Annotated in this window: 14 protein-coding genes; 10 read left to right on the forward strand and 4 right to left on the reverse strand. The window is 42.8% G+C overall.

The window, feature by feature from the left end; all coding sequences use genetic code 11:
- Positions 1–17: 17 nt before the first annotated feature.
- The 7 genes from ACSBOP_RS04705 to ACSBOP_RS04735 all read left to right on the forward strand — a co-directional run bounded on the left by ACSBOP_RS04705 (position 18) and on the right by ACSBOP_RS04735 (position 7742).
- Positions 18–152, forward strand: a complete 135-nt coding sequence (locus tag ACSBOP_RS04705) for a hypothetical protein (RefSeq protein ID WP_442603288.1) — start codon at positions 18–20, stop codon at positions 150–152.
- Between the two features lie 83 nt (positions 153–235).
- The gene (locus ACSBOP_RS04710; protein WP_442604378.1) at positions 236–3319 is read left to right on the forward strand and encodes a hybrid sensor histidine kinase/response regulator; all 3084 of its coding nucleotides are present in this window, start codon (positions 236–238) and stop codon (positions 3317–3319) included.
- Between the two features lie 23 nt (positions 3320–3342).
- A complete protein-coding gene (locus ACSBOP_RS04715; protein ID WP_442603289.1) occupies positions 3343–4437 on the forward strand; it encodes a response regulator in 1095 nt (364 codons plus the stop codon).
- A gap of 149 nt (positions 4438–4586) precedes the next feature.
- Positions 4587–5480 (forward strand): HD-GYP domain-containing protein, encoded by an 894-nt coding sequence (locus ACSBOP_RS04720; protein WP_442603290.1) that lies wholly within the window; start codon positions 4587–4589, stop codon positions 5478–5480.
- 117 nt (positions 5481–5597) lie between these two features.
- Positions 5598–6374: a sporulation protein YunB gene (gene yunB / locus ACSBOP_RS04725; RefSeq protein ID WP_442603291.1), complete on the forward strand. Its 777-nt coding sequence runs from the start codon at positions 5598–5600 to the stop codon at positions 6372–6374.
- A gap of 99 nt (positions 6375–6473) precedes the next feature.
- The gene (lipA, locus tag ACSBOP_RS04730; RefSeq protein WP_442603292.1) at positions 6474–7352 is read left to right on the forward strand and encodes a lipoyl synthase; all 879 of its coding nucleotides are present in this window, start codon (positions 6474–6476) and stop codon (positions 7350–7352) included.
- A gap of 36 nt (positions 7353–7388) precedes the next feature.
- Positions 7389–7742, forward strand: a complete 354-nt coding sequence (locus tag ACSBOP_RS04735; protein ID WP_442603293.1) for a YutD family protein — start codon at positions 7389–7391, stop codon at positions 7740–7742.
- A gap of 74 nt (positions 7743–7816) precedes the next feature.
- Here the strand turns inward: ACSBOP_RS04735 and ACSBOP_RS04740 are convergent, their stop codons facing one another.
- Positions 7817–8626 carry an NAD kinase gene (locus ACSBOP_RS04740; RefSeq protein WP_442603294.1) on the reverse strand — a complete coding sequence of 270 codons (810 nt, stop codon included), beginning with the start codon at positions 8624–8626 and terminating at the stop codon, positions 7817–7819.
- A gap of 95 nt (positions 8627–8721) precedes the next feature.
- Positions 8722–9972, reverse strand: a complete 1251-nt coding sequence (ylbJ, locus tag ACSBOP_RS04745) for a sporulation integral membrane protein YlbJ (protein ID WP_442603295.1) — start codon at positions 9970–9972, stop codon at positions 8722–8724.
- Positions 9973–10121: 149 nt separating this feature from the next.
- Between ylbJ and ACSBOP_RS04750 the strand changes: the two genes are divergently transcribed.
- Together ACSBOP_RS04750 and ACSBOP_RS04755 are read left to right on the forward strand one after the other, a co-directional pair.
- Complete coding sequence (locus ACSBOP_RS04750; protein WP_442603296.1) at positions 10122–10508, forward strand: globin domain-containing protein; 387 nt, start codon at positions 10122–10124, stop codon at positions 10506–10508.
- Between the two features lie 41 nt (positions 10509–10549).
- Positions 10550–11257 carry a DUF2225 domain-containing protein gene (locus ACSBOP_RS04755; RefSeq protein WP_442604379.1) on the forward strand — a complete coding sequence of 236 codons (708 nt, stop codon included), beginning with the start codon at positions 10550–10552 and terminating at the stop codon, positions 11255–11257.
- Between the two features lie 81 nt (positions 11258–11338).
- Here ACSBOP_RS04755 and ACSBOP_RS04760 read toward each other — a convergent pair whose 3' ends face one another.
- Together ACSBOP_RS04760 and ACSBOP_RS04765 are read right to left on the reverse strand one after the other, a co-directional pair.
- Entirely contained in the window at positions 11339–11572 is a 234-nt protein-coding gene (locus ACSBOP_RS04760) for a hypothetical protein (protein WP_442603297.1), read from the reverse strand.
- Complete coding sequence (locus ACSBOP_RS04765; RefSeq protein ID WP_442603298.1) at positions 11569–11751, reverse strand: YycC family protein; 183 nt, start codon at positions 11749–11751, stop codon at positions 11569–11571. Before ACSBOP_RS04765 ends, ACSBOP_RS04760 begins: the two co-directional genes overlap by 4 nt.
- Before the next feature lie 153 nt (positions 11752–11904).
- On the opposite strand from ACSBOP_RS04765, the gene ACSBOP_RS04770 reads away from it, so the two are divergent.
- Entirely contained in the window at positions 11905–13695 is a 1791-nt protein-coding gene (locus ACSBOP_RS04770; RefSeq protein ID WP_442603299.1) for a M3 family oligoendopeptidase, read from the forward strand.
- Positions 13696–13748: the final 53 nt, after the last annotated feature.

A 13748-nucleotide genomic window follows, 5' to 3' on the forward strand; every position in this document is an offset into this window, starting at 1 on the left:
TCAGGAGGGATGTGGGAATGAGGATTTTTAAGACACACCATGACTTTGTCACCCTGCGCCGCACCGGTGCAATTCCGGTAACGCTCCTCGATCAAGTCGAGGGCTACTTTCAACAACTAAAGAACGAACTAGAGGATTCAGAAAAGGGATGATAGAATTTGATTTGAGAGATTCCTGAGAGTGAGGAATGATAACATATGGTTCAGGATTTGGGGAGGGGCAGGTTTTGAAGCGAATGAATTACCGTAGACTCGCAGGGATTATCGTTATATTTGTCATTACGATCGCGACCTACTCTGGTTTATATATGAAGACGATTCCAAGTTCTACGGCACCAATTGCTCATCAAGGCGTGCTTGATCTATCCAGTTGGAATTTCAAACAAGAGGGAACGGTTAGGTTAAATGGGGAATGGGAGTTTTATCGTGATGCCTTGTTAGAACCAACTGATTTTGATAAATCTTCTGCAAAAGCCAGCTTTATGTTGGTTCCGGGATCATGGGGAGGAAGTCACGAAAATGCAATGAGTAGGCGTGGTTATGCCACATACCGCTTGCATGTGTTACTTCCATCAAACATGGCAAGTACCGACTTCGGAATGAAAGTAACGAGCATCCGTATGTCGCACAGACTATTCGTCAATGGAGCGCTTCAAGGGGAAAGTGGTCGGCCTGCAACAGGGAGTGAGAATCACAAGCCGGGCAATACACCTTATATCACTTTTTTTCATACGAGTGACAAAACAGTCGAAATTGTAATTCAAACAGCCAACTATGTCTTCTTGGATGGAGGTGTGAATCCGATCCAATTCGGCTTATCTCGAGACATTAGTATGCAGGATAGTGTTAAGATTGCGGCCGATGTAGCGGGTATATTGATTCTCGGGATGTTTGGGGCGTATCACCTTAGCGTGTTCGTTTTACGAGGTAAAGAGAAAATGTATTTATATACGGGTCTTTACTTGTTAACACTGCTTATTAGCCAGCTTATTTATGGTGAAAAAATATTGCTGCGATTTATACCTGATATTCCGTTTGATATCGCTTACCGGATTCAGGATGGAGGGCTGCTGCTTAGTTCAATAGCATGTCTACTTTTTTTCTGCTCGCTCGATCCTCGCATCATGACAAAACGGGCACGAATCGCATGGATATCACCTATTGTTCTCTATCTGGTGGCTATGCTTGTACTTCCTTATCGCATATATACCGAACCCAAGTATTTATTTTTCATCTATATCGGCGTCATGTCTACTACCATTTTTGCGAGGATGATCTATCTCTCTGTTCGTAAACAGCAAGCTTCCGAGAGGAAAGAGTGGATGCTTTTTATCGGAGCAATTGTGTCACTAATGATCTTCCTCGCACAAGGCATGCTCTATTATATGAACTTGCAGCAGACGGACTTGTTGGGAAAGCTCGGTGCGATCTGTTTCATAACACTCGTCAATCTTCTTCTAGCGGTGCGATTTACGAATGCGTATGAGAAGTCAGAAAAGCTGGCGGAGCAGCTGCTTTTATCCAACCAATTAAAAGATGAGTTTCTAACACACACTTCTCACGAGATCAAGACACCTTTGCACGGGATTATGAATATGACGGCTCATTTGTTGGATGATAGGGAGCGAAATTTGACACCTGATCAGAAACAAAATTTATGGCTGGTTAACGATACCGCGATAAAGCTGTCTATGTTAATTCATGATCTAATCGATGTGACACGCCTTAAGCATGGAGAACTACGACTTTTGGAAATGGTTGTGGACGTTAGAGTCGTGACTCAAATTGTGTTTGATGTTCTTCATTTTGAATTAGTAGGGAAAAAGGTTATTTTGGACAATCAAGTCGATCCGAATATACGGGTTATTGCTGACGAAAATCGACTGAGACAGGTCATGTACAACTTGGTTCATAATTCGATTAAACACACGGAACGTGGGTTCATTCGTGTTTCTTCGAAAGTGGAGATGAATCAAGTTACGATTGTTGTACACGACACAGGTACAGGAATCCTTTCACAAAGTCATGAAATAATTTTCGAATATTTTGAACAGCACACACAGCCCCCTTCCTATAACGGGTATACGGGAATGGGAGTTGGGCTGTATATCAGCCGCAAGCTAATTGAGCGAATGCATGGAACCATTGACGTGGTGTGGTCTGAAGTTGGAGAAGGTACACGTATGGCGTTCACACTTCCACGTGCAGATACGTTTGACTTCTTAGGAGAAACTGCCGTTACCTTGGAGCAGCCGGGGCGTATGCCGATGATACAAGCTTCGCTGGATGTGCTGGATGAACAAGGCCCTACAATTCTGATCGTAGATGATGAAGCGTCAAATATCCATATTCTACATCAAATGTTAAGCCGACATCGCTACAATGTACTTACTGCATTTTCAGCTAGAGAAGCATTGTTGAAAATGAAACAATATCCAGATATCGACCTTGTTATTCTCGATGTAATGATGCCTGAAATGTCTGGTTTTGAACTTTGTCGTACGCTTAGGCAGCAGCACTCCATTTTGGATTTACCGATTCTGATTGCAACAGTCAAAGATACCAATCAGGATATCTCACTTGCCTTCAAGGTCGGTGCCAACGATTTTGTCACCAAGCCGTTTGACGTAGATACACTCATTGCTAGAATCCAGACGCTAATTGCAATGAAAAATTCGATCCAGGAAGCGCTTCGCAACGAGCAGGCGTTTCATCAAGCGCAGATCAAGCCGCATTTTCTATATAATGCGCTTAGCAGTGTCATTGCATTTTGTTATACAGATGGTGAAAAGGCAGCTCATTTGCTGTCTATGCTTAGTCAATACTTACGCTATATTTTGGATATGGATCGATCAACTTTGTTCGTGCCGCTTTATCAGGAGATGGAACTTATTGAAGCTTACGTTGAGATTGAGAAAGCAAGGTTCCGGGATCGATTCCAGTTTGTTTGTTCTATAGATGAAAGCTTGCAGCATCATGAAATTCCTTTTTTATGTATTCAGCCATTTGTGGAAAATGCGATTCGTCACGGTTTATTTGAGAAGGGTGGGCACGGTAAGGTTCATCTTACAATTGAACAAACCGATGATTTGTTCATCCGTGTGATTGTCGAAGATGATGGAGTAGGAATGCCACTAGAGGTGCTTCACTCATTGACGACGGGTGAGCGTAAAGTAGGGGGAATTGCCATTACGAATATTCGCAAGCGGTTGGAATCCTTGCCTGGAGCGGGTTTTGTTATTCATTCTGAAGCTGGCAAAGGGACGAAGGTTACGATTCAATTGCCGGTTATGGAGCAGCGAAGCGGAGAAATTACATAGATGATGAGAAAGGGGGGGCTCGAGTGTTTAACGCTGTAATTGTTGAAGACGAGGAGCTGATTTTAGATTTAATGAAGCATGTGATCGGTCATAGCAAGCACTACAACATTATAGGGGCTTTTACAGATCCTTATGAAGCTCTAGCAGCGTTGACGAAATTGAAGCCAGATGTTGTATTTTTAGATGTAGAAATGCCGAAGCTTAACGGACTTGAACTTGCAATGCAGTTAAATGATACGTTTGATGATGTCAAAATTATTTTTACAACAGCATACAAGCAATATGCGCTGGAAGCTTTTCAAGTATATGCGTTTGATTATATTCTGAAGCCCGTGACTCCTGCGGCTATCGAACGGGTGACGGGACGTTTAAATAAACAGATGAAACCAACTGAGCAATCTGCTCTGCCTCGGCGTAAAGCTACGGTCCGATGTTTGGGTGGGTTGGAGGTTCGAAGTGCAGAAGGGGAGCTTGTTCATTTCTCTACACGTAAGGCGGAGGAGCTGTTTGCCTATTTTTTGTGTCATCCATCCAAAGAAATTAGCAAATGGCAGTTGATGGATGTATTATGGCCGGATATCGATGAAGAAAGAGCTACCCCTAATCTTCACAATACGGTATATCGAGTTAAAAAAGTGCTCAAGGAGCATGAGCTTGGGATGGAATTATTGAAAATCAATGAGGGCTATATCCTTGAGCCAAGAGATCAGCAGTATGATGTACTTGCTTATCTGCAGGTGAATGATAATCAAGTCGATGTCGCACTTACTGAGGATTTATGTGCTTTGTATAAGGGGACGCTACTAGAAGGAAAAGATTATTATTGGAAACTGCCTCTTGAAGAGCTATTTAGCAAGAAGTTTCATTCGCTCATGCATAGGCTTATACAAGCAAATCTGGCTGAAAAAAATTGGGAGAAGGTGGAGTTAAAGCTAGATAATTTCCTGCGTTTATACCCCCTTCATGAAGAGATGAATCGAACTTTGATTGAGTTGTATTTGCAAATGGGTAGACGTGAACAAGCTGTGAAGCATTATAACAAGTTTGAACAGATATATCGCGATGAGCTAGGGCTTGAATTACCATGTGAAATTCAGCGTTTGGTAGCCATGGCATAGTATGTTGCTGTATACGAAAAGCAGGGGAACAATCCTCTGCTTTTTTTATGTCGGCATGATCTGACAGCTTGTGAGAACTTTGAGAGAAGTGTTTGGTAATATTTGCATTACAGGAATATTAATATTTGGATGGAAGGCTGGGATTGTTTATGAATAAGTTAATCAATCAAATCGACACTGAGAAATCGGTCTCTTTCTCACCTTCCTTGGATCAATGGATCGAACAGGCCACTAAGTACTCAGAGGATATGTTTGAACGAGTAAAGAGGAGACAGAAGCTGCCTCTTTTGGAGATCAAGCAAGAGCTGCTTCCACTTGTACAAGAAGCTGCGGAGGTCGAAGATATCTTTCAGTTGTTTGCATTAATCAGGGCTAAAGATGATTACATACATCAGCACAACATTGGAGTGGGTATACTTGCCACACGAATTGGAAAATGGATGGAAATAAGTGAGAAGGAATTAGCGTTGTTAAGCTTATCCGCAACGCTGCATGATATAGGAAAAGTGCGTATATCGGACGATATCCTTCTAAAGCCAACCAGATTGACGAACGAAGAGACTGCAGAGATGCGTAGGCATACGATTTATGGATATGAGCTGCTGAGAGGGACTATCGGACTTCATCAAAGAGTCGCACAAGTCGCTCTGCAGCACCATGAACGGGGTGATGGCGGTGGTTATCCACTTCACTTGAATAATTCGCAAATTGATCCATTTAGCCGGATTGTGGCTGTAGCTGATACTTTTCATGCTATGCTATCAGATCGACCTTATCATAAGGCACTACCATTCCAAGAGATCATTTATCAAATTCGCAATGGCGCTTTTGGGGCATTCGATCCACAGGTGACAGCGGTTTTTTTGAGAAAAATGATCGGGTGTTTGGTCGGTCGACCTGTAAAATTGTCTGATGATCGGGAAGGAGAGATTGTGTTTATTCATCCGCACGATGAGATGCATCCGCTCGTAAAAATCGGGAACGATTTTGTAGATTTAAGTGAACAACGTGATCTCTATATCAGAGAAGTGTTGATCGAATAGAAACGTTCGCATTCAAGCGCTGATCCTTGGGATCGACTGCCTGATCCATTCTTTTTCACCTTTCAAACGCATAGGCTTGTAGTATGTTCTGCACAAGCTTTCTTGGGGGGGATGAGCATGATCAAACGTAGATGGAGAAGCAGCCAGACGAGTAAAAAGAGTTTTCGTAAACGGAAGTGGCTGATCATTCTACTCATTCTTACACTAATAACGACACAGTCGGTTATTTATATTGAACGTAAAATGCAGCATCCGCTGATGAATTTGGCTCGAGTTAGATTGAAGCAAATTGCCACGCAGACCATAAATGCCGCAATCACGGATCGGATTTCACAAACTACAGATGCGGAGAAATTAATTGATTGGCGCTTGAACAAAGAAGATAAAGTCACTGGTTGGTCGCTCAACTATTCCGAATTGATGCGAATTACTTCGGATACGATTAAAATTGTACAACCGATTATGGATAAGCTCTCTAGTGTGCCGGAACATGTCCCACTCGGGCAAGCGATGGGAAGTACATTGATCGCCTCATTTGGACCGAATATTCCGGTTCGTTTGGAGCCTCAAGGAAACGTAAAAGTGAAACTGGACACGCGGTATCAAAATGCGGGTATTAATACAATATTAGTGGAAGTGTATATTCGGATTACTGCGGAGGTCACGATTATTATTCCATTTGATTCGGAACCAGAAATCGTAGATTCCGAAATACCGATTCTGTATTCGATGGTTGTCGGCGATGTTCCAATGTACTATTTTGACAATAAAGGAAATCCAACAGGTCAGAATAAAGAAGCGATGCCGCCAAATATTTCACTTCCCAACATGAATATATCCCCTTCAGCACCTCCTAAAAAAGATGGCGAGCATGAGACACAAAAGAATGGTTAATGGATTTAATTTGGAAGCTGTTTTGACACGGATATTTTTGTTATAATAGGTGGTATTGGGTTGCATTTATACAGATGACATACTTAGAGGTGAAGAGAAATGGCGACCAAGCAAATTGAAAGAAAGCCTGAATGGCTGAAAATTAAGCTAACGACAGGTGAAAATTTTAAAGAAATTAAAAATATGATGCGTGGCAAAACGTTGCATACGGTATGTGAGGAAGCAAAATGCCCGAATATCCATGAGTGTTGGGCGAACCGAACAGCAACATTCATGATTCTAGGCAGTATTTGTACACGTGCATGCCGGTTTTGCGCGGTAAATACAGGATTACCAACAGAGCTTGATTTAGACGAACCAGAACGTGTAGCAGAGGCAGCAGAGCAGATGAATTTGCGTCACTGCGTCATTACATCTGTTGCCAGAGATGACTTGCAAGATGGAGGCGCATCGATTTTTGCTGCATCGGTTCATGCTGTACGGGCGAAGCTGCCACTTTGTTCCGTGGAAGTGTTAATCCCTGACTTTATGGGAAATGAAGATGCATTACGCACAGTACTTGATGCAAAGCCTAATATTCTGAACCATAACGTGGAAACAGTAGAACGACTTTCGGATAAAGTTCGTGCAAAAGCGAAGTACAGCCGTACAATTGAGCTGCTCGCGCGTTCCAAAAAAATTGCACCTACAATCCGTACGAAGTCTTCGATTATGCTTGGAGTAGGCGAAACTTGGGATGAGATTTTGCAGACGATGGATGATCTTCGCAAGGTAGATTGCAATATTTTAACAATTGGTCAGTATTTGCAGCCAAGCGAGAAACATTTATATGTGGAAAAATATTATACGCCGGATGAATTTGCCTTGCTTAAGGTAGAAGGAATGAAGCGCGGATTTAGTCATGTTGAATCCGGTCCGTTAGTTCGCTCTTCCTATCATGCACATGATCAAGTGCAATCTGCAATCGCGAATCCTTGAGCGGCTCATAGGACACAAGGAGAGGTTGATGAACGCATGATTCAAGTCGGAGGCAAAGTGTATGAGATTGTCAAAGACCATAAGAATGGTTGGAATCTAGATGCTTTTCGTGACCGCTTTAGCGAGGTGCTAGAGAGGTACGATTATATTGTAGGAGACTGGGGATACAGTCAACTCAGGTTGCGTGGATTTTTTCGCGATACGCATCCGAAAGTGACGAAAGAGTCTTCCATTTCAAGCTTGCAGGATTATTTGAATGAATACTGCAATTTTGGGTGTGCTTATTTTATCGTGGAAAAAGTGAACGGCAACAAAGCACAGCAGAAGCAGCAGGATAACAGCCAACCACAGGATACTGCGACAAAAGATATAGAACCGAAACCCTCCTAATAATTAGAAAATAAAACCTCGGAGCAGCGCACCGCAAGTGCGAGATTCCGAGGTTTTTTAATTGAAACAGAAAGTTAATGAATATCGCTGCCGATGAAGGCTTCACGAACGCGGCTCCAGAACGGAAAGGGCCGGAAACGAGCGAAATTGACTTTAATATCAGCTGCGACACGGCAGCGAATGGAGATAACTTCAGAACGCTGCAAATATAAGTGATCGACTGAGAGTAACATATTTTGCTTTGACTGCGGGAAAATCTCGCAATAATGATGCTTCGGAAGTAGAATGGGTGATCCTAAGGTGCGGAAAAGGCGATTGTTAATCGATGCAATTTCAGCAATTTGAATGGCTTCAATGGATGGATGGACAATGGCTCCACCCAAGCTTTTATTGTAAGCGGTTGAGCCGGAAGGTGAGGATACACATATTCCGTCTCCGCGGAACGCTTCGAATGGTTCATCATTAATCCGTACTTCAGCAACTAACGTGATGTCTGTACTTTTCATTGTAAATTCGTTGAGGGCAAGGTGGGTTTCCACGCCATTTTTAGTCGTAATTTCGATCTCCACAACAGGATAATGGACGAGTCGGAGTCCGCCATCTTCAGACTTATGCATGAGGCTTACAAGTTCCTCAATCTTATCCGGCTTCCAATCAGCAAAAAAACCTAATTTCCCCGTATGTATACCCACAAATGAAATTTTATCTAATCCACCAATATACTTGTGGAAGGCTTGCAGCATCGTTCCATCTCCACCAATAGAAAGCACAATATCGGGGTCAGTCTCATCGTAAATCAAGCTATTTTGTTGTGCTAACTGCTTAAAATATTCGGTTAGTTCTAATGATCTTTCGTCATTCCGGTTTACGACAGCGTATTTCAACGAGGTTTCCTCCTAAGTAATGTGCGGTGCGTGATCTATGCTCAGTTATTAATGTAACCATCATAATCAATAACACGCCAGAACACAACGTTAGATCACACACGCCACCACTTCATACACAGATGTATCCCATAAAAGAACAGTATACAACCCAATACAGCCAAGATCATGATGCTGCTTGCAGGGAAAATATGCGCAATGGTTCGGGCAAGTGTGGGCACTTGCGTCCAACTGTCAGCCGTATCTGACGGAATGGGGGTTCTTCCTCCTTGTAAAGGCTGCCATAGAAGGAGTACTGCGATCGCGGCAATAATACCATGAATCATCCGAGCAAATAAGAAAGGCATATAGCGTAGATTCGTATTTGCGAGTAATGAGACGATTTGCGCGTGTACCGAAAGCCCCCCCCAAGATAGGATGAACGCAGCTGCAGCTACTTGGAATGACAGTGCAACTCCGACCGAACTACCAGCTTCCTTCGCACCCAAAGTCACTTCAAACAAGCCGCTCATCAAAGCCTCTGATAAAGTAGCAGGCAGGTGAATCCATGTCAGGAATGCAGCAAGTCCATTGTAAAAAAATTGCATGACTCCCCCTTGCGTAAGCATGGTCAGAACAACAGAGAAAAATACAACAAGTCCTCCAACAACGAACATCAAATTTAAGGAGCGCTGTACCGCGTCGCTGAGTAATGTACCGATTCTCCGACCATCTTTCATCCTAGCGGTATGCATCGCGTCAAAAGCTCGTGTCCAAATCGATTTTGTAGGAACAGATTTGTGAAGATCAACGTCACGATTAGCTTGAATCGAATGTGCTCCATGAAATCTCATGAGGATTCCAATGAGCATAGCTCCTCCATAATGGGCGATAGCTAATATTCCAGCAAGTCCCACATCGTGGAAAAAACCAACAGATACGGCTCCTATGAGGAAAATAGGATCTGAGCTCGTTGTCACCGCAACGAGACGTTCACCTTCTTCACGGTTAACAAGGCCTTGCTCCCAGAGCTGCGCCGTTAATTTAGCGCCAACAGGATAACCAGAAGCAAATCCCATCGCCATAATAAATCCCCCAATGCCAGGGACACGAAATACAGGACGCATCATCGGATCAAACAATGTACCGATAAAATGAACAATACCAAATCCAAGCAGCATCTCAGATATAACAAAGAAAGGGAATAATGCAGGGAACAGCACATCCCACCAAATAGATACACCTCGCAGCGCTGCCTGCACACCATTCTGAGCGTAGATGAGCAGCAGCAGAGTCACGAAGATTGCGATAGCACCAATGAGATAAACGGTAGTAAAGCTTTGGGTCTGCTGTGTTTGCTTCGTCATGCATGCACCTCCTCTTATTCATATATGAAGGAAAGTGGACATCCATTCCGTGTAATCGTCCTGTGGAATCATGACTTTTTATAAACGGCTATGGTAAAATTAATGAGAAGACAAGCTAATATAAGCCAAAACAACTGGAGTTGAATGACATGTCGGAGCAAGATCATAAAGAAACGATCTATGATTGGATTGGCGGAGCGGAAACATTACGCCGAATCGTAGAGACTTTTTACCCAAAAGTTCAAATTGATCCACTGCTTTCCCCGTTATTTCCTGAAGATATATTACCTGTTATGGAAAAACAATATTTATTCCTTACCCAATTTTTAGGTGGGCCCTCCCTATATTCCGACCAATACGGGCATCCCATGATGCGTGCTAGACACATGCCTTTTCCAATCACGAATGCACATGCACAGGCTTGGCTAAATTGTATGGAACAAGCCCTTGTTGAAGTTGGATTACCAAAGGATTTACGCGAGATCATGATACAGCGTTTATCTGCACCTGCCAATCATTTTGTAAATACAAATTAAATATCGATATAGATCAAAGAGGTGATGGTATGATTAACGAGATGGACATCGATCCCTTATATCAAATTAATGTACGCTGTCTACACTGTAAGCAAGCTTTTGAAACGTCACGCGTTCGTCCTAGCTTCAAGAAAGCTACACAGACAGATAGTGATTTCTGTGTGCACTATAAGAATCATAATCCTGATTTTTATGTGGTTCGGGTATGCCCGAATTGCGGATTTTCATTTACGGAGAATTTTAGTGATAAGCTGACTGAGGAACAGCAGGATCTATTTAAGGCAAAAGTTGCAAATAACTGGAGTCATCGCGATTTTGGCGGGGAACGGGATTGGGATACTGCTCTGCATACGTATAAGCTAGCACTTCTCTGTGCCCAGATTAAGTCAGAAAAAGAACGCGTTATTGCAGGATTACTTCACCACATTGCTTGGTTATATCGTTATAAAGGGAATAAGGAGGAAGAATTACGATTTCTCCAATATGCGCTCGATGCTTATATCGTGGTGTACGAGACTGAAGGGCTTGAGCTGAATAATGCCCGACTGATGTATTTGATGGGTGAAATCCATCGGAGATTAGGTCAATATGCAGATGCTGTAAAATGGTTTTCACGCATTATTAACGATAAACGGATTATGGATGCGGCGATGATTCAAAAAAGTCGTGAGCAATGGGTCGTTACTCGCGAAGATATGTTAGCTGCAAGACTGGAATTGCCTGAGGAAATGCAGAGCGAAGCCAAATAGACACAATAAACGCCTACCCTGTGTTTTCATCTGAAAACATAAGGTAGGCGTTATATTTTTTACAGTAAGGTGTAGAAATGATTACCCTCTTAGACGCTTATCTGTAAGCAGGTAATCCGCATCTACATCGATGATGGATAAGCTGTGATTGCAGCAAGGAAAGACGAGCAGACGCTTCTTCCCATCATGTATAGCTGGAAGTTCTGCTACCTTGAGTGGAAGCAGTACATTGCTAGCTTCGCAGTAAGGGCAGTTCATGACATAGACATCTTTACCAATTGTTTCATAAGGCCAGGTTTGAGAAAAAGGGATCACTGCGTATTGTCATCCTTTGGGCTAGATGCTTCTGCTGCTGTTTCGGCTTCCTCTTTAGCTAGTTCAACTAATTTCTCCACCAAAATATGGCGGGGCATGTGCATGATATGCTCAATAGGAACTTTCATCTTGGCAGCGAGTTTAATTGCGGTATCAGCAGATATTTGTAAAGGTTGCATAAGAACCTCCTCTTAAGAATTGATATTTATCATTAAAGCATATTTTGAGTGGATTTCCAACGCGCATATTTACAAATTGACCGACGGTAATGTTATGCTCATAATAGATACATAGTCTATTGTACTATTAATTCAGAAAATGAGGTGCAGATCATGAAACATCCGTTACCACAAAAATGGAATTTAGAGTCTATTTTCCCAGGTGGAAGTAAATCAGAGGTATTTGAAACCTTTTTAAGTCAATTAAAAGAAGAAATTACGGCATTTAAGCAAACGATTGAACAAGCTGTTGTGCCGCAGGATGCGAATCAAGTGGATGGACTTCGGAATTGGGTAGAGTCCTTACAATCTATTCAGAAGAAATTGCGTGAAGCTGGTGCATTTGCATCTTGTTTGTCTGCCGAAAATCAAAATGACAAGAAAGCAGTCCTGCTGGGTGGACAGATCAAGAGCTTGTCCGCACAGTTCGCTTCCACGCTTACATATTTGGATCAATTATTGTTAGGTATTCCTGATCAAGCATGGGAACTTATCGTGAAGCAAGAACCTTTTGCAGCCATCGCATTCCCTCTTACAGAGCGTCGTGAACGTGCAAAAGAGAAGCTTTCTCCAGAGCTAGAAGCATTAATCAATGACTTATCAATTGACGGCTACCATGGCTGGAGCGATGCCTACAATACGGCTGTAAGCAAATTCCGTATGACTGTTGAGCAGGGCGATAAAGAAGTGGAGCTATCCGCAGGGCAAGCCTATAACAAGCTGCATTCTCCGAATAATGAAGAGCGTACGGCTTTAATGCAAAAATGGGAGTCATCCTGGACAAATCTTGAAGACTACTGTGCGGACGCACTCAATCATCTTGCAGGCTTCCGTCTGAAAGTGTATGGAAAACGCGGTTGGACTTCTGTACATAAGGAACCGCTTGATATTAACCGTATGACGGATGCGACACTTAACGTTATGTGGGATGTTATCGATCGTAATAAAGATGTATTCGTTGAATACTTGAATCGCAAAGCGAAGCTTATGGGCCTTGAAAAGTTAGGCTGGGTAGATGTTGAAGCACCGCTAGCAGGCGGAGCGAAGGAAGTAACTTATGATGAAGGCGCGAAATTAATTGAGGAGAACTTCCGTAAATTCTCGCCTAAGATGGCGGAGTTTTCTGTTCATGCATTTGAAAATGCGTGGATTGAAGCAGAGGATCGCCCTGGTAAACGTCCAGGTGGTTTCTGTACGTCTTTACCTGTTAAAAAAGAAACACGTATTTTCATGACGTATAGCGGTACTTCCAATAACGTAGGAACTTTAGCTCATGAATTGGGTCATGGTTACCACCAGCATGTAATGAATGACATGCCTGTGATGGCACAGCGTTATGCTATGAATGTTGCAGAGACAGCTTCCACATTTGCAGAAATGATCATCTCGGATGCTCTTGTGAAGCAAGCAACTTCCAAAGAAGAGCGTATTGCACTATTGGAAGATAAAATCGGTCGTTCAATCGCGTTCTTTATGAACATTCATGCTCGTTTTATCTTCGAGACGAATTTCTATGCAGAACGTGAGAAGGGCTATGTGTCCGTGGAACGTTTGAATGAACTTATGGTGGATGCACAAAAAGTGGCATTTAAAGATTCCTTATCTTCTTACCACCCACATTTCTGGGCGGCGAAGCTTCACTTCTATTCCACGGGTGTTCCGTTCTACAACTTCCCGTATACATTCGGTTACTTGTTCTCTGCTGGCATTTACGCAAGAGCAGCCAAAGAAGGTATCGCGTTCGAAGATAAGTACGCAGCATTATTGCGTGACACGGGCTCCATGAACGTTGAAGACTTGGCTCAGAAGCATTTAGGTGTCGATCTAACAAAGCCAGAATTCTGGCAAAGTGCGGTTGATATGGCGATTGCAGACGTTCGTGAGTTCATGGAATTGACAGAGTAATAGTTGGTTAGTGTGAATAAAAAGAGCGCTTGGACGAATCGTCCGGCGCTCTT

Source organism: Paenibacillus sp. KN14-4R, from assembly GCF_052180255.1.
Classification (GTDB): Bacteria; Bacillota; Bacilli; order Paenibacillales; family NBRC-103111; genus Paenibacillus_AM.